Origin of the sequence: Paenibacillus sp. FSL P2-0121 (genome assembly GCF_037975345.1) — a bacterium.
Lineage (GTDB): Bacteria > Bacillota > Bacilli > Paenibacillales > Paenibacillaceae > Paenibacillus_AQ > Paenibacillus_AQ odorifer.
Genome location: NZ_CP150245.1, coordinates 1,235,379 through 1,252,718, shown reverse-complemented (window position 1 = coordinate 1,252,718; position 17,340 = coordinate 1,235,379). Strand labels below are relative to the sequence as shown.

Annotated in this window: 25 protein-coding genes and 1 pseudogene; 3 read left to right on the top strand and 23 right to left on the bottom strand. The window is 41.1% G+C overall.

Features of this window, described 5'->3' with window-relative positions:
- Window positions 1–8: 8 nt before the first annotated feature.
- A complete protein-coding gene (locus MKY54_RS05465) occupies window positions 9–272 on the bottom strand; it encodes a YolD-like family protein (protein ID WP_339189851.1) in 264 nt (87 codons plus the stop codon).
- Between the two features lie 130 nt (window positions 273–402).
- Window positions 403–624 (bottom strand): MarR family transcriptional regulator, encoded by a 222-nt coding sequence (locus MKY54_RS05460; protein ID WP_339189849.1) that lies wholly within the window; start codon window positions 622–624, stop codon window positions 403–405.
- Between the two features lie 222 nt (window positions 625–846).
- Between MKY54_RS05460 and MKY54_RS05455 the strand changes: the two genes are divergently transcribed.
- Window positions 847–1,551 carry a hypothetical protein gene (locus tag MKY54_RS05455; RefSeq protein WP_339189847.1) on the top strand — a complete coding sequence of 235 codons (705 nt, stop codon included), beginning with the start codon at window positions 847–849 and terminating at the stop codon, window positions 1,549–1,551.
- Window positions 1,552–1,869: 318 nt separating this feature from the next.
- Here MKY54_RS05455 and MKY54_RS05450 read toward each other — a convergent pair whose 3' ends face one another.
- Window positions 1,870–2,106 carry a hypothetical protein gene (locus MKY54_RS05450; protein ID WP_339189846.1) on the bottom strand — a complete coding sequence of 79 codons (237 nt, stop codon included), beginning with the start codon at window positions 2,104–2,106 and terminating at the stop codon, window positions 1,870–1,872.
- A 598-nt stretch (window positions 2,107–2,704) separates the two neighbouring features.
- Here MKY54_RS05450 and MKY54_RS05445 point away from each other — a divergent pair.
- Together MKY54_RS05445 and MKY54_RS05440 are read left to right on the top strand one after the other, a co-directional pair.
- Window positions 2,705–3,157: a hypothetical protein gene (locus tag MKY54_RS05445; RefSeq protein WP_339189844.1), complete on the top strand. Its 453-nt coding sequence runs from the start codon at window positions 2,705–2,707 to the stop codon at window positions 3,155–3,157.
- A gap of 46 nt (window positions 3,158–3,203) precedes the next feature.
- Window positions 3,204–3,557: an Imm8 family immunity protein gene (locus tag MKY54_RS05440; RefSeq protein WP_339189842.1), complete on the top strand. Its 354-nt coding sequence runs from the start codon at window positions 3,204–3,206 to the stop codon at window positions 3,555–3,557.
- 94 nt (window positions 3,558–3,651) lie between these two features.
- On the opposite strand, the gene MKY54_RS05435 is transcribed toward MKY54_RS05440, so the two are convergent.
- From MKY54_RS05435 to MKY54_RS05340, 20 genes and pseudogenes are all read right to left on the bottom strand, one after another.
- Complete coding sequence (locus MKY54_RS05435; protein ID WP_339189840.1) at window positions 3,652–3,870, bottom strand: hypothetical protein; 219 nt, start codon at window positions 3,868–3,870, stop codon at window positions 3,652–3,654.
- A gap of 98 nt (window positions 3,871–3,968) precedes the next feature.
- Window positions 3,969–4,109 (bottom strand): annotated as a pseudogene (locus MKY54_RS05430) (holin); the annotation flags it as partial.
- 2 nt (window positions 4,110–4,111) lie between these two features.
- Window positions 4,112–4,249, bottom strand: coding sequence for a hypothetical protein (locus MKY54_RS05425; RefSeq protein ID WP_339189838.1), 138 nt, complete (start codon window positions 4,247–4,249; stop codon window positions 4,112–4,114).
- Window positions 4,250–4,253: 4 nt separating this feature from the next.
- Window positions 4,254–5,162, bottom strand: coding sequence for a hypothetical protein (locus tag MKY54_RS05420; RefSeq protein WP_339189836.1), 909 nt, complete (start codon window positions 5,160–5,162; stop codon window positions 4,254–4,256).
- Window positions 5,163–5,223: 61 nt separating this feature from the next.
- Window positions 5,224–5,502, bottom strand: coding sequence for a holin (locus tag MKY54_RS05415; RefSeq protein WP_339189834.1), 279 nt, complete (start codon window positions 5,500–5,502; stop codon window positions 5,224–5,226).
- 3 nt (window positions 5,503–5,505) lie between these two features.
- Window positions 5,506–6,318: a M15 family metallopeptidase gene (locus MKY54_RS05410; RefSeq protein ID WP_339189832.1), complete on the bottom strand. Its 813-nt coding sequence runs from the start codon at window positions 6,316–6,318 to the stop codon at window positions 5,506–5,508.
- On the bottom strand, window positions 6,318–6,719 hold the full coding sequence (locus MKY54_RS05405; RefSeq protein WP_076273758.1) for a hypothetical protein: 402 nt from the start codon (window positions 6,717–6,719) through the stop codon (window positions 6,318–6,320). Before MKY54_RS05405 ends, MKY54_RS05410 begins: the two co-directional genes overlap by 1 nt.
- An 81-nt stretch (window positions 6,720–6,800) precedes the next feature.
- Entirely contained in the window at window positions 6,801–6,932 is a 132-nt protein-coding gene (locus MKY54_RS05400; protein WP_339189829.1) for an XkdX family protein, read from the bottom strand.
- Complete coding sequence (locus tag MKY54_RS05395; RefSeq protein WP_339189827.1) at window positions 6,933–7,418, bottom strand: XkdW family protein; 486 nt, start codon at window positions 7,416–7,418, stop codon at window positions 6,933–6,935.
- Window positions 7,419–7,432: 14 nt separating this feature from the next.
- Window positions 7,433–9,028 (bottom strand): hypothetical protein, encoded by a 1,596-nt coding sequence (locus MKY54_RS05390; protein WP_339189825.1) that lies wholly within the window; start codon window positions 9,026–9,028, stop codon window positions 7,433–7,435.
- An 11-nt stretch (window positions 9,029–9,039) separates the two neighbouring features.
- Entirely contained in the window at window positions 9,040–9,648 is a 609-nt protein-coding gene (locus tag MKY54_RS05385) for a putative phage tail protein (RefSeq protein ID WP_339189824.1), read from the bottom strand.
- Between the two features lie 3 nt (window positions 9,649–9,651).
- Window positions 9,652–9,990 carry a phage tail protein gene (locus MKY54_RS05380; protein ID WP_076303933.1) on the bottom strand — a complete coding sequence of 113 codons (339 nt, stop codon included), beginning with the start codon at window positions 9,988–9,990 and terminating at the stop codon, window positions 9,652–9,654.
- Window positions 9,991–10,001: 11 nt separating this feature from the next.
- Window positions 10,002–11,024: a DUF2793 domain-containing protein gene (locus tag MKY54_RS05375; RefSeq protein ID WP_339189822.1), complete on the bottom strand. Its 1,023-nt coding sequence runs from the start codon at window positions 11,022–11,024 to the stop codon at window positions 10,002–10,004.
- Between the two features lies 1 nt (window position 11,025).
- Window positions 11,026–11,439, bottom strand: coding sequence for a phosphoglucomutase (locus MKY54_RS05370; protein WP_339189820.1), 414 nt, complete (start codon window positions 11,437–11,439; stop codon window positions 11,026–11,028).
- 1 nt (window position 11,440) lies between these two features.
- On the bottom strand, window positions 11,441–12,505 hold the full coding sequence (locus tag MKY54_RS05365; protein WP_339189818.1) for a baseplate J/gp47 family protein: 1,065 nt from the start codon (window positions 12,503–12,505) through the stop codon (window positions 11,441–11,443).
- Window positions 12,492–12,905, bottom strand: a complete 414-nt coding sequence (locus MKY54_RS05360; protein WP_036684205.1) for a DUF2634 domain-containing protein — start codon at window positions 12,903–12,905, stop codon at window positions 12,492–12,494. Before MKY54_RS05360 ends, MKY54_RS05365 begins: the two co-directional genes overlap by 14 nt.
- The gene (locus MKY54_RS05355) at window positions 12,902–13,195 is read right to left on the bottom strand and encodes a DUF2577 domain-containing protein (RefSeq protein WP_076138688.1); all 294 of its coding nucleotides are present in this window, start codon (window positions 13,193–13,195) and stop codon (window positions 12,902–12,904) included. Before MKY54_RS05355 ends, MKY54_RS05360 begins: the two co-directional genes overlap by 4 nt.
- Before the next feature lie 2 nt (window positions 13,196–13,197).
- Window positions 13,198–14,163 (bottom strand): hypothetical protein, encoded by a 966-nt coding sequence (locus MKY54_RS05350; protein WP_076144328.1) that lies wholly within the window; start codon window positions 14,161–14,163, stop codon window positions 13,198–13,200.
- 6 nt (window positions 14,164–14,169) lie between these two features.
- On the bottom strand, window positions 14,170–14,865 hold the full coding sequence (locus MKY54_RS05345) for a LysM peptidoglycan-binding domain-containing protein (protein ID WP_076208585.1): 696 nt from the start codon (window positions 14,863–14,865) through the stop codon (window positions 14,170–14,172).
- 13 nt (window positions 14,866–14,878) lie between these two features.
- Window positions 14,879–17,311, bottom strand: a complete 2,433-nt coding sequence (locus MKY54_RS05340) for a tape measure protein (protein ID WP_339189813.1) — start codon at window positions 17,309–17,311, stop codon at window positions 14,879–14,881.
- Window positions 17,312–17,340: the final 29 nt, after the last annotated feature.

Below are 17,340 nucleotides of genomic sequence, written 5' to 3'. Positions count from 1 at the left end.
TATGTAATTTAAATAAAAATCCCTTTATAAGGAGGGTTCTTAAATTCGAAAGCACTTGAGAATTCACTATAAACTGCTCCTACAATATCCTCAAGTTTAATCCATTCCCAAACTTCACCACCATGACTAAATATAATCTGTCCCAACTGCTGATCAACCCTCATAACTATTCCGTGCACTACTTTATTTTCTAATTCATCGAACGAAGTAATTGTTATTGGGCTGTGATCCTCCATAGACTGAGCCAATACCTCTGAGATTTCTGACAACACTTGGGATCTAAATCAGGTTTTTTGCGTATCTTTTGATTTAATGCATCTTTCAGTATGCTATGTTTCCGCCATCAACACCCCATAGTGTCTCTGGTAATGAGTCAAGATTAGTAGAAGTTTACGAGACGTATCATTTAGCATCACTGATCACCTGCAATGAACGCGGCGTACGGCCCTGTCGATTGATATATCCTTTTGCTTTCAATTTATCAAGCAACCCTTGTGCTGTTGAACTGGAGGTGAGCCCTATTTCCTTCATAACCTCCCGTACAGTAGGTGGATGTCCCGATTCTTCCGACAGTTTATTAATCGCCTGGAGTGCCGCATATTGTCTTGGGGTTAATGTCTTCATGTTGATCCCTCCAAAATAAGAACGTTTGTTTGTATTATAACCAAACAAACGTTCTTTAATCAATCATGAGTAAATCCCTAAATTCCCATAATTATGTACATTAATTGAACACAATCTAATTATTCCAAATCTAAGAAATTATGTTTAGACACAATCCATATTTACCCATAATCTTAATGGACACCAAGTAATTATAAATATATTAAAAAAGAGGGGTAATTTATGAAAAAATTTTTTTTAGTAATAATCGGACTAATGCTTTTAGTCACGACCAAATCTGCTTTCGCAAGCGAAACTACTTATGATATTTTTCTAAACCAATCTGGTATAACCTACACTGGTCCAATAGGTAAATCTCTTACTGAATCTATTGATATAACCAACATGAGCTATTCTATCGGCAATGAAGATGCACATTTAACCATATATAATTCCACTGGTGTTATCATTTATAACGAAACATTAAACAAAGGCGATAAAAATATACCATTTATTCTAAAAGATGCTAAGAGTTTCTCGATAGCTAGTAATAGCTATAGCTTCAAAAGTAACGTTATATATCTTCGTGTTACGGGCACGCCCGTGGTAGTCGCGACACCCACACCAACTGTTCAACCGACTGCGACAACAACACCAGAACCATCGGTAACTGCTTCACCAGTACCAACTCCAATAGCCACTCCTGACACACCTTCTGGCGAACAAGCGTTATTAAAAATCACCCTAACAACTGGACAAGAAAAAGAATTTGATCTTCCGATGTCTGAAGTAAATGCCTTTATTAACTGGTACGACGCCTCTACTGGAACTGAACGTTACGGAATTAATAAGCACGAGAACAACAAAGGTCCTTTCAACAAACGCACTGAATATGTAATACATGATAAGATCCTAACCTTTGAAGTAAGTGAATACACAACAAAGTAAAAAATCCCCGCCGACCAATTAAGGTTGACGGGGTATTTGTTATACATCCTTATGCCAAAACCATCCTAAACTCAAATTCACTTCTCATGTAATAAGCATCATTAACCTTAACGCTAACTGGGCTCCATTTCTGAACTGGACCCTCACAATCAATTATACAGCCGGCCAGATCACCACGACGTTCAAGTATATCTAATTGAGACTGTGACAAAGCAGCCGTTAGAAATTCAGAGTCTATCTTTAGGACTTTGTATATATTGCTCAACATGATCACTCCTATGTATTAAATACCTGCCAGCGAGTTTTTATGTGATCCCTTTACTTTTCTTTGAAATTTATATTTTTGATTATTAATATAATGGAGAATAAAATTAATAGTATAAATCCTGCTAAAGAAAATATATTAGTAATTAAAACTAAAAACACACCAAATCTGCTATTTCCATAACCCCCCTCGAACATTCCAAGTTTAGCGTAACTAAGGATAGGATTATTTAATAAAGCAAGTATGGCACTTCCCAACATGCAATAAAGTAATTTCACATTTTTCCCCATAAAACCATTCCCTCCTTAATTCTAGACCGTTAATCAATAAGAGCATTAAAAAACATTCAAGACGAGGATTTGAACGCCAAATAATAATACAACTACGCATTTTTATCTAATCAGAAAAAAGCCCCACAACCCTAAGATAATGGGACGTTTCTCATGTTCAGAATCACTGCCACTTATAATCTGTGCACTCTAAATATATATTATTTGGAACATTATGTATATGAACTCTATTTCACAGGAAAAGTAACTTTCGAATCCTGATTATTAGGAATTGAAATAATTCCGGCATGCTGCGGAGTCCTGCATTTACGGAATTTTTAGTTTAAGCTGTTTATTTAGAACTTTTCTACTATACGTAGTATAGTCGGTAAGTCTCAGGCTGATCTTATTCGAACCTAACCTATCATAAAATGTCTTCACTTTTGATAATATCACTTCTACATTGTAATTATTTAGGTATTTTATACTAATTATTCACAAATTACATTTTACGACTTTTTTCCCCTTACTTTTCATTTCATTATGTATATCATTGTCGTATTCGATTTAGTTTTCATATATAGCTATATCGAAAAAACTTTTACAGGAGTGATTTAGATTGAAGAAAAGATTACACAATTTCACAGCTTTGTTATTTAGTTTTCTCTTACTTTTCAGTTCGTTTTCGTTCAATTCCTTGGCTTCAGCCAACGCAGGAAATTCCAGCGCAGTAGTTGAGGAAAGTGTTATCAGCCCTTTTGAATTTAATTGGATATCATCATCTGACTTAGCTAAAGAAGCTCTAGCAGCCTCTGGTAATACTGGGTATACTGTGGGTGCTCTTCCTGCATATATCGTTACTGAAGCAGCAAAGATTTTTGCAGGGGCTGGGTATACTATGAAATTGGAATCAGGCGGTTTCTGGTTCTATAGTTCAGACGGTTTGAGAAGAGTAAGAACTGGTCAAAAAGTTTCTTTTAATCTTTATCAGGCAAATTTCGAAAAATTCTCTAGAACAGGTTATAATGACAATTACAGAACTTCAAACTATCATGTTAATGTGTCTGAATAATAAAAAACAGCCTCACTTTATACCTTTTATTGAATTCTAGACTTGAATGGAGAATGTCATGATTCACCCGATTCTTAAAGAAGCCCATTTTCATGAAATACCAGAAGGAAAAAAGGATTTTTGCACTTCTGTCGTGCTAGATGTTGGAGTTAAACAAAAATCTGGATCTGATCAGTTTTATGCTACTGTAGCAACTGCTAATGGACTTAAAGAATTTTTTGTCGGTGAAGCAGCAATCGCTATTCGTGGTCTACTTCTTGTTGATTCTTTTGATATAACTTTAATTAAACATGAAATCCAAAATATTTTGGATCGTTGCTCAAAAACTACTTGGGAGGAAACTGCTATTTCAATCAACAGATTTTTCCCTTGGGAATTTGATGAGATGAAATGGAAATAGTACTTTTTTCGTCATAATTATTAAAGAAGAACTTCTTTTGTGTTGAATGATTTGACTAAACAAAAACAACCCGTCAGGCATAAGCCCGGCGGGTCTATTTTATTTCTGCTCTAAATTCAAATCGTCTCCGAACAAAATGAGCTCCAGCGAGTTTAATAGTGTCCGGTGTATACCCCTCTACAATCCCACCATAATCCATAAGATGACCTATTGGATCTGGGTCCAGCCTAAACCATACAGACACCTTTGATTGGGCTAAGGCTGCTGTCAAAAATTCCGCATCACTCTCTAAGACTTTGTATGTAGCGCTCAAGTAATCACTCCCAAACAACAAAATACCCCACCAGCGATGGCAGGGTACGGTGCTTCCGTTACTCTTATTTTAACGGGATAGGGAATGATTTGTAAATCCTATTCTTTTGTAGTTCCATCCCTCTTACTAAACGCTAGTTCAAACAATCCCGTTGCCGATAGTCCAGCTAGACCACCCGCCCATAATCGAAGCACTAAATCTAGTTCTGTAAATTTATAGCCAACTGCAACGATTCGTAATTCTACCCGATTTTTTTTATTTTCGGGAATTTCTCAGAATTATCTCTAAGAGTTGCTGGATTTGAATTTAACCAATCGTTTTTAGAATTATGTTCATTTTTACCATCCGTAATAATTAAAATTTTTCCATCAAGCTTCACTTTCTCACCCTCCCATCTCACAGAACATTAAGAATTCCTCAGCAGAAAACGCATCTAATCGATAATCCAACTCTTCTCTCGAAATTAATGGATTTAGAAAAAAACAACATTGTTTATCTCTTCGTCCCATCACAAAGTAATGAGGAAATTCGTTGAATTGAAGAATATAAAAGATGTCCTTGGCTTTACGAGATAAGTCCGATTTGGACAAAACAGCTGGGATACTATTAAAAATCTTCAAATGGTACTCTTGTTTATTCATTTGGGTCAATGGTTTTTCAATCAGATCTAAGCATGAGACGATCGCTTCTCTCATCTTTGCAGGTGAAGAGGTATCGAACATCTTATTTTTAAATTTCTTAAACAATGAATACTCGTAAGGCTGTTTTTTTCTGAAATCCAAATCATGAGATAAAATAATATCAGGATTTTTCAGATAAGCTTCAAAAATTCCCCATGCCCTCCGTATCTTATCAGGACCTTCATAAACAGTATCTATTTGAATTATTGTCTCATTAACGATTTCTTCATCTATTTGACTATGTTCATAACCGAGCTGTTTCATTTCCTTGTAAATCAATGTATGCTGAGCTGTATTTTCGATTTCTGACAGGAATCTTTCAAGTGCGGGTGGTTGCTGGTAGCTTGGGAATATATAGAATCTAGGATAGCCGGTCAAATATAGCTTTGCATGTAATATTTCATGAACCCAAACTCCCACATCCCCCCAGCTATCTTTTCTAATTTTGATGATTATCTTCCTGCTTAACTCGTCTACCTCATGTGAGCCATGAGCGTAATTAAAAACTGGACTATCGTTTAATAATGGGGATAACTCAATAGAAAAACCTTTTTCCAAAGCCATTGCTTCTACTTCCTGGTATAAAACCATGGACTTTATTTCTTGCATCATATAATCCCTCCTGTGATTAAATAATTCTCCACACAGGAGGATTTCCCTTGCCTACGTCATGCTAATCTTTAGTTGTTCCGGATCTATTACTAAACGCTAGTTCAAATAATCCAGTTGCGGATAGTCCAGCTAACCCTCCAGCCCACAACCGTAGAGTTAAATCTAACTCCGTAAACGGGTAAGCTACTACTCCGATTAAAAGACCTATTACTAATCCGATAACCGGAACCACGTTGTTAGGAACATTGACAGTTTTCTTTACGAACTGCACTCCTGCCAACACAAAAACAGCGATCACCGAAGCGAACGCCAGTACATTAGTTAGGTTTTCATTGTCCATAAATTATTTATCAACCTTCGCAAATAATCCCATATTGTACAACATTTGTATCACATTAAGTTCTAGTTTTGATTTTTCTGCCGATGTTGTAATCGCTCCAGCCGCTTTAGCAGCTGTAACAGCCTCACTATAATTGATGGCATATGTTTCCTTGCCCGAGATGTTTAATCGCTTTTCCACGTCCATTAGGCGTTCATCCTGTTTCGCTATGATTTCTTCTAACTCCTCAATTTTACTCATGTCTTCCTTTACCTCCTCTTTTAGTCGATCTATAATTGCTGTTGCTTTTGCCATAGCGATCTCTGACGGCTTAGCACCCGCACGTAGTTGTGAGGTTGTCATTCCAAAAGTGATTTGAAAATGTGGTGCATCCTTAATCGAGACAAAATCACCACCCCATTCAAAACCAAGAGCTTTAGCCTCCTGAACTACCTCCGTCCAATCAGCTACCTTGTCACCATCACCGTCACGTTTTAAATCCCATGATACCTGTTTCCCATCTGGTAGTAATAATGCGAAGTCGATGGCTAGTCCAAAGTTATGATAACTGGTCCCGCCCTTGGCGTTGGTGACCTTTGGTTTGTCCGGCTGTGCCTTAACGCTAGATAATCCAGCTGCAATAAGCTCTGCTTGCGTCCGTCCCTGAGCAAATAGTCCATTCTGCTCAGCTATTGTCCGCAACCCCTGAGTTATCAAGATAGGAACTCCCCGAGTGTAACAGCGTTCAATTAAAACTGTTGCAGCAGCCATTACTACCGGGTGCAATCCTATCAATCTCGTAGATGATTTACTTTTCACTTGATCTAAGGTTAACATTACGCCCCTCCTTTAAATAAAAAAGCAATAATAGCGAAGATAGTACCGGCCAGAACGTATTTAAGTAGATCGATAAACACTTTCCGTTCGCTCTTACTATCCGTTTGCGATTGTTGTAATAACTGAAACACACGAGAATCCAATGTGTCCCACCGCCGCATAATCTCGTTGAATTGGATCTTCATTTCGATTGTGGATTCTTTGATTTGTTTTACATCTTCCTCATGTCTAGACTGCTTCTCTTTTAGCAATCGCAGTTCAGTGCTAAATGTGGCATGTTCTGCGCCAAAGCGCATCAACTCGTCGGACATTCCGGACAAACGATTTTCAACATCATCCATACGATTCTCCAAGGCTACACCTCCGGTCCCTCCTCCTGAATTGACTCCCCCAACTGACATAAAACAACTCCCCTCTCTATATATTGATCAATATAAAAAACAGCCCCCGGATCAGATCCGAGGGCAAAATAAAAACGCCTACTATTCGGCGTTGGCTGTAATCTCTGTAGCTTGTTCGGCAGTGATTTTTTTCGCTGTGACAAATACCTGTACCTGCTCTCCCGTATACAACCCTGCGTCAAAGTATCGCTTAACCAGTGCGTACCAGTTCATTTATAGCACACCTCCTTCCACGAGGCTCAGGAGTAAGGCTGCCTGATCTTGTTCTGCTTGATCTTGCCTAGCCTGCGTCTGCACTAGCTCCAGTAATAAAGCTGCGTTATCAGCGCGTAGTTGCTCGGTTTCCGTCAGCTCTGGCGGCTTATTAGCTTCGGCTTCCTGGTAGGCTGTCCAAGCTGCTTGAAGTTCGGCTTCAGTCGGTTGTGGCGCATCCAGATTCCACACTGCGATATATTGCCCACGCTCAACAATATCGTAGTCTACTCCCTCAGTAAGCAGATTGTAGTCGATGCCGTAACGGTAGTGTATACCCTCTACTGGTTCCTCGCCTTCATCCGGTTGCTTGATTTCATACAGTACCTGACCCTTCTCTTCAGCTCCTGGGTGCAGCTTCGGCTCCGGTCCGTTATCCTGTACGGCAAAATCTCGCATTGGGTCAGCAGCTGGAAATAGATACATAATTGCTAGTGCTATGTTCATCTTCATCCCTCCTTCTATACTATTCGGGTTACACAAAATGAGCCACCTGCTACTGTGTTTATATTGCCACCACCAATGTAGACTTGGACATCAATATAATCTCCAGCTCCCATATACATGGTTGTTGTACCTAAAAGAGAAGTATCATTTAGCGCTGCGGATGTCGCATCCTGAAGTCTCCAAACAACTGTACCATTCCTTTTTAAATCCATTAATATTCTGGTTTGTGCGGGTAATTGGTATAGTGGTACACTCACTGTTACCAAATATACACCCGACAGTTTGGCAGTAAACCTAGATAAAGCCGGGTCGTACTCACCGTAAACATCATAATCTTCTCTTCCGAACACAAGCTTTGTGTAAGTTGCTCCAGGTATAGTCTGGATTACATTAGCAGTTGCTTCGCATCTGCTTCTAAGGTTTACTGTGTTTTCTCCCCACGGGTTAATAACACCAATACTATCAGTTACCATTCCACCTTCATTAGTTTCCATTTTTATGGTAGACCCTATAAAGGTGCCACTTATCTGAAGCTTACCACCATATGCAGCTCTGTGCCCTACTCTGTTAGCTGTTCCAGTACAATCCTGCACTAGAACCTCACTGTTGACATAAGCATATATAGCTGTATCCGATTTCCCGACTATTGTACAGTTAACTATATATGCCTTTGCATGGTCAATCCAGAAAGCACTTTGGGCAGTGGACACATCCGTCCTGCAATACTGAAATAGTACTTCATTTGCGTTATAGGCAACAAAAGCTTTATTAGTTGTAACTGTACTATTTATGCCTATCACAGTGACGCGACATGAGCACCTAGTTACAATTGCACTTCCAGTTATTGTGTGGGTTGTTGCAGCAGAAGCTGCTCCTGAGATTGCTACTGTGCCCTGACCACAAAATCCAGCAACATATATATCTCCAGTGTATGTCCCCGCAGTTACCATGATAGTGACTGTGTGGTTAACAACTGTAGGTATCATACTAATAGCTTTAGCAATTGTTTTAAATGCAGTCCCTGGAGATAGTCCTGTGGCAGAATCATTACCTACTGTACTTACGTAGTAGGTAATGTCTGCTGTTGTTTGTTGCGGTGTAGTATCTAAATTGGGTTTACCGTTCCAGTTAGACTTTTCTGTGTCAGTCGCAAATCTATGAGTAGCATCCTCAGTAATCATAGTTGCTGGATGATTTGCTGGATGAACATAGTTATTTGCTCCTGTGGCGATTCCATCGAGCTTTATTTTGTCAGTTGCCCGCATCAACCCGTCACTTTGCGGTGCTGCTGAAACAAGAGTATTCGGTGCTTTTCCATTCCATGCTGTCTTTTCAACATCAGTTACAAATCGATTACTTGCATCTTGCGCGATTATAGATGGTGGGTGAGTTGCCGGGTGAGTATAGTTCGTTGCTCCTGTTGCGATACCCGCCAGCTTTGTTTTCTCAGCTGCTGTGTAATCATTGGTAGATAACTGTTTACCTGTGACCTTATCAACCTTGTTATTAACAGTCGTGTCTAAGATATCCATATTTCCGTTCAAATCGGCAATATCAACGATATCTGTTCCCTCGGGCTTCTTTAAGCCCAAATTCCCTGTGGTTTGCATGTGTCACTCTCCTATCCAAAAGTTCTTAAGTCGTTCCACGTTCCAGCGTGGGCATTATTCCAAGTTATAGCTTTAAGCGAATCCCAATATGTGTACGTATAAGCAAATTCATAGGCCAAGTGTGCCGGCTTGATTTCATCGAGTATCTGAATTAGCCCAGCCATATTCGGTGGAATGCCTAGAATGCCTATGAATCGGACGATAAATCGATATTCCCCTGAAACTTCTTCTACCGATACTTCCCCACCAGCAAAAGCCGATGCTGTTCGTTGAATCATTTCAGGTGTCGTTGTGCCTGTTCCTCGTCTTTTAGCTTTGACCATTTCACGTCTATTGACATAAGACTTTGATGGATCTGAGCTTAATCCAAGTTCAGCCTCCCAACGCGCAAGGCTCCATGTTGCAGTTTCAACATATGCCTGATCTAGCACCTCTTGAACCCTCGTAGTTAAGCCATATATTTCAATGCCTAATGATTGCTGCAGTTCTTCTATTTCTTGAACACCCTTGTAATATGCCGGTAGGTATTTCATAAGATCAACCGTATTTACATCGTCTATATCCTCTAATTCATTAGCCGTGAAAAGAAGAGTGCTATATAAAGATTCTCCATAGCTCAAACATCACACCCCCTTTAATTGGTTCCATGTTACGGGACCCTTACTCATATATTCGGAGTGCGTATGTGTTGATGGTGGATACGTTGCTGGTTTCCCAGCTACACCGGACCAAGGGACTGTATCAGCGTTGGCTGCATAATCCACTTTTCCGTCATTGTTCGTATCATAAATACTTTTAAGCATATCCCCTGCGCTTTGAGCAGCCACCAACAACACATTGCCATTTGTTGTACCAATGTAGAGTTTGCTTGTATCGGTACAATAGCCAAGTTCACCGATAGCTAGTGTTCCGATGGCACTTTCCAAACCTCGTCGGATCTGGATCATTACTTTTCTAGCCATTGCCTCGCCTCCTAGAACGTACCGCCATCGATCGTAGCCACCGTAAGTTTATTGCCATTAGCTGAATCGTAGACGATGCTGGAACTATCAATATTAGCCTCAATCCCTGTCGCATTCACAACAATACCTTTGCCTGCCTTGGCTGCAACGGTTGTAGAATCTACAACAACCCCGTTCCCGGCTCCAACCGTCAATGTAACGGAATCTGATTGACCACCGCCAGTTAGTCCGTTGCCCGCTGTGATCGTCTGTAGGGCTCCACCAGTCCTAACCCATGCCGTTCCATTCCAGCTGTAAATTTTTTGTTCGTCATCCACATAAGCAGTCCATCCTACAGCAGGGGTATAGTAAGCCCAGGCTCCAGACTGATACTCTGCTATCTGGTTTGTCTTACCTGCCCATGCCCCTGTCGCTGATGCTGGAATAATATAACGGTCGGCTTCTGCTGGGCTTGCCGGTGGGGCTAATAAATGTTGGTCTTTTACAGATGCTTGTGGTTCGATATTATGTTTTGCTAATTCGATTTCATTTTTGATTTTTTGTGCGGACCAGATGTCGGTAATGGCTGTACCTGAATCATTAATGACTCGGTGTTTAGCTATATCATCAATATGGCTTTTAATCTCAGCTGCAGTTTTAGTATTCGTGCCATCTGACACCTTATTGATATGTCCTGCACTAACATCCGCCTTTAATATCTTTGCATAAGTAGCGCCATCCGCTATATTATCAAGCGACCCTGTTAAATCACTGAGCGCTTGGGCGTTCACTCGCCTCCAAGCTGCCCCATCATCAAAATAAAGATATCCACTATTTGCCCCACTCGTTACGTAAAACAAACGTCCAACAGATGCGGCCACCGGACGAGAAGCCTCTGCACCTGACAATGCTCGCCCAACCATTGAGTTTGTTGTACCGTCTCCGATATATATTTCTTTCGTATCTGTACAAAAGCCCATTTCGCCAACAAGCAATGCACCATACGTGCTAAGTTGAGCTTTAGTACCACGTTTTATTTGTATCGTCTGTGCCATCTTATACCCCTCTCGTAAATGAACCACCGTCTATAAGTCCACTCGATTTATACCGCTCTACCTCTGTTTGTGTGGCTGTTACAGACTTTTGTAGCACATTAATATCGTCAGCCTCTACCGTGTCCCCTGGTGTTTCATAGGTTACGTAAACTTCAGCAGCTCCACTAAATATCTTAATTAACTTGCGCCATGGTGTATCACTCGGAATGGTTAACGTCCAGTTTGTCAATTTATCACCCGTCAATTTACTACCACTATAGACTTGGACAGTAGCGTTATTGATATTATCGTGATTCAGTAACCCCTCATAAACGCCTGCTACAAGTGTTATCCGTTCCTCAATGACATAATTGTTTCCCGTTGGGTTTTTATTCAACTTCTCCTGAAATACATCAACTTTACTCGGGTAGGCCATGTTACACCCCCAATTCCACAATACCGATCAATGGCACCTCTTCTTCCGCAAGAACAATGTTCCCAGCAGCTCCATTAAGTAGCAACCCAAGATAATCAATAACACCGTCAGTCCCTAAAAGGATTGATCCAATTACGGCCTGACTTACATAAGTAGATACAAAAGACGCTGACTTACGCCAAGTCTCCAATCGCTCCAAAAAGGAATTCTTTACACCCTGCAAGCTATAACCAGGCGCTAAGGTTACCTTAGCTGATATATTGATCGTCTTACCGATTGCTGAAGTAACTGTGACTACTGCCCCAATAGGTGCTTGTCCTTCACCTTTCCCAGCAGCTGGATCAATATAGTCTTGTACTTGATTCACAAGAACGCTTGAGGCTGGGGCACCTTCTGTATTTACAATCACAACTTTTACGGTCTTCGGACCTGACCATAATGGGAATACACGAGCGCCGCCCACTCCGGAAACTTCAAGAGCCCATTCAATATAATGATATTTATTCCCGCTGGTTGCTGGCCGTCTGGCAGAATCGAGGTACCGCTGCCGTAATGCATCATCTGTCTCTCTATCAGACCCAGGGATAAGTAACTCCGTCAATTCAGCCCTTGCTAGATTATTAATAAAATCGATAGGAATTAAGGCTCCGAAGTGCTGATTACCCGTAACTCCTTCAACCTCTGCCTCAAGGCGATACTCCCCTAATGAGAGTCGAGAGATTACTTTATAGTTGATTGCACCAATAGCGAAGCGACTACCAACTGGAATATCCATTAAGGTGTTAGAAGCATTATAAAAAAGCCCTCTTAATTGGGCTTTTGTTGCCTTCTTGCGGGTAACACCAGACCACGCAATCGATCGATCCAGATAATCACCACTAGCTGTATCAGCAAATATTAAATTTGCGTTGATATCCAACTCGACATATATCTGAGCTAATTCCATTGCTGCTGGAGCCATAGCATCATAAATAATGCTACCTTCTCGCTTGTCCAGCCCATCTGGTACCCGGTCTAATATCCGTTCTAAGATCGTTTCAAACGTTTGATTTTCATACACCGCCATTCACCTCCAATCGGTCTGTATAGTTTCCATAATCACTCTCTACGTCAAACAAGACGAGTACCGCATCGCCATCATAGTTAAATCTAAAGTTGGTTACGGAAACGATACGATCATCCTGAAGTAATGCTTCCCTAGTCCAGCGTTCCACTTCGGTTTCAAACACCGCCCGACCCCGCACCGCTCCAACATCTGCCTCACTACCGTAATTGTCACTGTAAATCAGGTTTTCAAATCGGATTGTCGAGAGTATTTTTATAACTGCCTGTTTTACGGCATCCAATCCATCCACTACCACGGATCCTATACGTCCATTTACAAGGTCTAATTTATAAGTAAGACTTGGTTGGGGTGTATCCTCCATATCCTCATTCAGCAGCACGTTATCGCTCTGTGGTATCAAACACTCACCACCCTATCCATGATTACGTAGCGTTGACCGCCCTGCATGCGGATAAGTAAAAGTTTATCTCCAGTAGCTAACGGCTTACGAATTACGTATTCTTGGATTCCTATTGTTATTTTCTGTTCAGATAAGGTTTCCGGAACAATTAAAAAATCCTCCGTAAGTGAAAGCCGATTATCGACCAACACTACAAGAGGATTAATTTTTTCTACAATTCCTAGCTGTACCAGAACTGGACCAGCAGCATTCACCGCTTCAGTGGCAGCGCGTTTTATCGCATCTATCATGATCACACCAACCTTAGCTCTAAGTCCATGGTATGTACTCCGCCTTCTTTCTTATGAGTACATTCATCGACTAGGAAGAATTTATTTATGTTCATTACGTTGATATATAAATTAACGTAGCATCCTGCACGCATCCGGTAATCTCCAAGGGCCTCTATACTAAGCGTCCGCTTCTCTCGATTCTTCATGAACAGTTGCTGAGTTAGTTGCTCAGTAATTTGAGCCTGATTCAGATTCTCATCTACTGACTCGTAGAGTTGTAGCAATCCCCACTTAGCAATGCTGGCGCTATCCTTGGTAACGTAAGTTTCCCTCTTACCAGTCTCCTTGTTGTCTCTATACAATACAATTTGATTATATGTCTCATCGTCAATGTTGCGGCTGTAAGAATAATCCGTCATGAGTGAATCATCACCCACCACAAAAGGAAAGCGCATATTAGAAGCATTACGTATCGTCAAGCTCCCAAAATCGTCAAAGAATACGAAGTTGGTCCCGTAGTTAATCAGGGTCTCATCTAACGCCATGCAGATCATATCGATAAACGTTTTATCGTCGCGGATCTGGGAAGGAATAATGTATTTTGTATCTTCCAGCGTTCCGGTCTTGAGCTGCATGTCTTGAGCGATCTTTTGAACTACCTGAGTTGCTGTCTGTTTCGTAAATACATAAGTTCCGCTATTCATCAGATACCGGATCTGATCATAAGCAAGGATGCTTATTTCTTCCGTCTTACCAGTTTCAATACTGAAAATATATCCATAGAAAACCTTATGTCCCTCATCTGTGTACCTAACCACATCACCATTATTCAGTTGGAATTTTTTATCTTGCCATGGGCCATGGTCTACAAGGGTGAATTCTAAGGATGCCGCCTTACCTATACGGATCGTCTTCCAAGATATATCAGTAACGATGCTGGAAACATCCCAGACGGTGCCATTTTTATTATCGATCAATAACTCCATGTATCATCACCCCGGTAGCTTCAGAACAGAGCCGATTTTGAGTGTCTTCAGCTGCGCGTCTGTTAAGCCGTTTAATTTCTGAATCTCTTTCCACCGGCTACCGTCACCGAGTTCTCTTTTAGCTATCTTCATCAAGGTGTCCCCGGATTTGATGGTAACCGTTTTAGACTTGGTACGTTCATCTGCGCGTTTCGCTGGCTCTTTCTTAGTGGTGGTGGTTGTACCAGCTGGTGTTGTATTTGTCTTCAACGTCACCTTTTTAGCAGCGTAAAATACATACTCCTTCAGGCTGATTTCATATTCAAAATCGCCCGGGCTCCCAGCAACCTCTTTATAATTAAATTCTTCGATACTGGCAGCAATATTTATTTTTAGACCCGTTGACGTAAAAATAAACCGGATCGGCTTGCGCTTGTTCATCCAGGTTTCAATTAATTGGATGTAGTCCGCGGGTTGCCCCCAGTTTTTTGATGATACATAGCTTGGTACAGTACCACCGACTGCGATAGCCGGAAAAAAACTACTAAAGCTAATCTCTTTCAGCTTAGCGGCCTTGATTACATTAATTTCACCAAGATCCGTTATATCATAAGTCTCTCCGTCACCTTCCCCGCCGATCTCTATTTCTTCCGGAAGGACGGGGATTTCAAACCATATTGCGCGGTTGTTAAAACTCAGTTCGATGCTGTAGTCATTAGCCACGCTATCGCCTCCTTTAGCTATAGAGACCCTTTGCAGTACTAGCTATATCTTCGTTAAGTTTAGTTTCAATCTTCTTAACAATGGAATCGACATTAGCCTCATTGGTTACTGGTCCTGTCTTGACCTGGATAGTCGGTGTCAATGTCACAAAGTTTTGAATGTTCTTCATTTCCGCGACATCGCGCATAATCTTCAGGTCTTCTTTAGAGATATCAATAGGCTTCTCTACTTTGCCGACCTTATCGACTTTTTTTAACTTATCAGTTTTTGGAGCTGCAGCAGCTGCGGCACCACCACCACCAGCAGCAGCAAATCCCATGCCCACTTCTTTCCCCGCATTTTCTAATTTTTTTTGTTTGTCAGCTGCGGCTGTGGATTCCTCTTCTCGTTTCTTTGCACGATCATCCAGCATTTTCTGAGTTTTCGCTTCACGTTCCTTCGCCTTAGCAGCTGCATCAGCGTAGGCTTGGTCTTTCTTGGCTCCTGCGTATTCTAATGCACCATCGGCGATTTTCTCAAAACTGAAGCTACCGGCCACCTCATACGATGATCCTGTGATCTTATTAATAAGCCAGAGCACATCATTGATTCCATCGATAATGCCATTTATGACGGTATCATAAATCTTCCCAACACTACTAGCCCACCACTTAAATGCTTTAAAAATCGCTTCGACTACTGTCCAAAAATAAGCAGGGACAGTTGAAAAGAAATTTAATATCCCATTCCAAGCTCTTTCCCATCCAGCTGCAAACTCATCATTAGTTTTATAAAGTTGCCATATCCATGCTATGAGGCCGACGATCAGAGAAACAATTAAAATTATTACGTTAGCCTTCATGGCGGCGTTAAGGGTTGCCCATGCTGCTCTTAAACCAAAAACGGCTAAAGTTTGTAAGAAAACTGCAGCTGTTCCTGTTCCTGTAGCTAAAGCATTGAGCCCCTGATTAATGGCCACAGCTAAGGTAGCTACTTTCCATGCTACAAAAGCAGCTACTATCCCCCACACTATAGGTTCAATTGTTGACCAATTGCTGGAGAAAAAATCATACACGCTTGCAGCTTCTTGACCTAAATAAACAACCGCATCGACAGCAGCAGAAATTCCATCACTAAGTCCACTTAAAAATTGATCCCCTGCACTCGTATCCAACCATGCCGTAAAATCTTGGACCATTTTTGTTATTTTAGCTAAAGGTCCTTCAACTCCATTAATTGTTCCTACCCATTCAGCCACTCTATTCTGTAAGATTGTGGTTGCAGAACCAAATGTCATCGGCATCTGAGCAAACATTTTATCGATTTTATCACTTTGCTTTTGAAATGCTTTAACGATCATTGCCGATGTTAACTCACCATCAGCCCCCATTTGCTTGAGTTGTCCACGAGCCACACCCAACCCCTCTGCAAGCAGAGTCATCATTGCCGGTGCGTTTTCTGAGAGAGATCGCAGTTCATCCCCTTGTAAGACACCAGACCCGAGCGCTTGCCCCATCTGGAGTATCGCTGCTGTTGTTTCCTGTGCTCCTGCCCCGGAAAGGACCAAACTTTTATTAAAGCTCTTTGTGAAAGCAATAATATCATCATCATTTTTAAAGATACCTTGAGTGCTCATACCAAGTTTAGTTACCAAATCAGCAGTAGCTTGGTAATTGGATCGAGTCTCATTTGCGGCAGCCATAACTTGCTTTTGAAGTTGGTATTGGGTTCTTAGACCATCGTTAACCATACCGAGACGCGCATTAGTTAATGCTACATCGTCAGATATTTCAAGTAGGCTTTTTGCGGCAGCAATTGAAAGATAAGCTGCAACTACGTTTTTGAGACTACCGAGCCAATTTGATGTGTTTTTCGTTGCTTTATTAATTTGTCCGTTTACTCTAGACTGTAGGTCGGCAATTTGCCGTTCTAGCCTAGCGATACGTTCTAGAGCTCTTTGCAGTTCACCAGCATCTGCACTTCGTGTTCTCAATTGTCGCGTTGATCTAATGAGTTGAGATACTAGGCGTTGAAGGTTTGTAAACATAGCCTCCAACGACCGAGGCAACTCAATTCGAATCCGTGCAACAACGCTACTTAACTCAGATTCTATTTGTCTTTTAATAATAGCAATTTGCGAGGAAATATCAGCGGCGTCGATTCTTATTTTAATTGCCGACTCTTCATCACCTAACCGCTGCCTAATCAGCGCTAATTGTTGTAATACTTCTGTTGAGTTAATGTTTATTCGTACTAGGCTACCTGTTCCTAGAGCTGCAATCTGCTGTTTAATCATATCTAAACCACTAATTACATCAAAGGCACTAATTCGAATCGTCATCGGATTACGTATTTGAGCTTCTAATCTCGCCATTAGTTGGATCGTCGCTGCAAGAGCAGTATTCACCTGACCCAATCGCTGACTAAAAGCATCATTAAGCGCTAAGCTTGTAGCAATACTTGGCATATGCTTCCTCCTTCCTGAACAAATAAAAG

What these genes read in the sequence shown, in the direction of transcription:
- MKY54_RS05350 (WP_076144328.1), bottom strand. Translation starts at nt 14,163, where the DNA reads ATGGAGTTATTGATCGATAATAAAAATGGCACCGTCTGGGATGTTTCC.
- MKY54_RS05340 (WP_339189813.1), bottom strand. Translation starts at nt 17,311, where the DNA reads ATGCCAAGTATTGCTACAAGCTTAGCGCTTAATGATGCTTTTAGTCAG.
- MKY54_RS05390 (WP_339189825.1), bottom strand. Translation starts at nt 9,028, where the DNA reads ATGCAAACCACAGGGAATTTGGGCTTAAAGAAGCCCGAGGGAACAGAT.
- MKY54_RS05420 (WP_339189836.1), bottom strand. Translation starts at nt 5,162, where the DNA reads ATGATGCAAGAAATAAAGTCCATGGTTTTATACCAGGAAGTAGAAGCA.
- MKY54_RS05450 (WP_339189846.1), bottom strand. Translation starts at nt 2,106, where the DNA reads ATGGGGAAAAATGTGAAATTACTTTATTGCATGTTGGGAAGTGCCATA.
- MKY54_RS05405 (WP_076273758.1), bottom strand. Translation starts at nt 6,719, where the DNA reads ATGTCAGTTGGGGGAGTCAATTCAGGAGGAGGGACCGGAGGTGTAGCC.
- MKY54_RS05440 (WP_339189842.1), top strand. Translation starts at nt 3,204, where the DNA reads ATGGAGAATGTCATGATTCACCCGATTCTTAAAGAAGCCCATTTTCAT.
- MKY54_RS05415 (WP_339189834.1), bottom strand. Translation starts at nt 5,502, where the DNA reads ATGGACAATGAAAACCTAACTAATGTACTGGCGTTCGCTTCGGTGATC.
- MKY54_RS05370 (WP_339189820.1), bottom strand. Translation starts at nt 11,439, where the DNA reads ATGGCCTACCCGAGTAAAGTTGATGTATTTCAGGAGAAGTTGAATAAA.
- MKY54_RS05400 (WP_339189829.1), bottom strand. Translation starts at nt 6,932, where the DNA reads ATGAACTGGTACGCACTGGTTAAGCGATACTTTGACGCAGGGTTGTAT.
- MKY54_RS05380 (WP_076303933.1), bottom strand. Translation starts at nt 9,990, where the DNA reads ATGGCTAGAAAAGTAATGATCCAGATCCGACGAGGTTTGGAAAGTGCC.
- MKY54_RS05395 (WP_339189827.1), bottom strand. Translation starts at nt 7,418, where the DNA reads ATGAACATAGCACTAGCAATTATGTATCTATTTCCAGCTGCTGACCCA.
- MKY54_RS05375 (WP_339189822.1), bottom strand. Translation starts at nt 11,024, where the DNA reads ATGGCACAGACGATACAAATAAAACGTGGTACTAAAGCTCAACTTAGC.
- MKY54_RS05365 (WP_339189818.1), bottom strand. Translation starts at nt 12,505, where the DNA reads ATGGCGGTGTATGAAAATCAAACGTTTGAAACGATCTTAGAACGGATA.
- MKY54_RS05455 (WP_339189847.1), top strand. Translation starts at nt 847, where the DNA reads ATGAAAAAATTTTTTTTAGTAATAATCGGACTAATGCTTTTAGTCACG.
- MKY54_RS05410 (WP_339189832.1), bottom strand. Translation starts at nt 6,318, where the DNA reads ATGTTAACCTTAGATCAAGTGAAAAGTAAATCATCTACGAGATTGATA.
- MKY54_RS05460 (WP_339189849.1), bottom strand. Translation starts at nt 624, where the DNA reads ATGAAGACATTAACCCCAAGACAATATGCGGCACTCCAGGCGATTAAT.
- MKY54_RS05355 (WP_076138688.1), bottom strand. Translation starts at nt 13,195, where the DNA reads ATGATAGATGCGATAAAACGCGCTGCCACTGAAGCGGTGAATGCTGCT.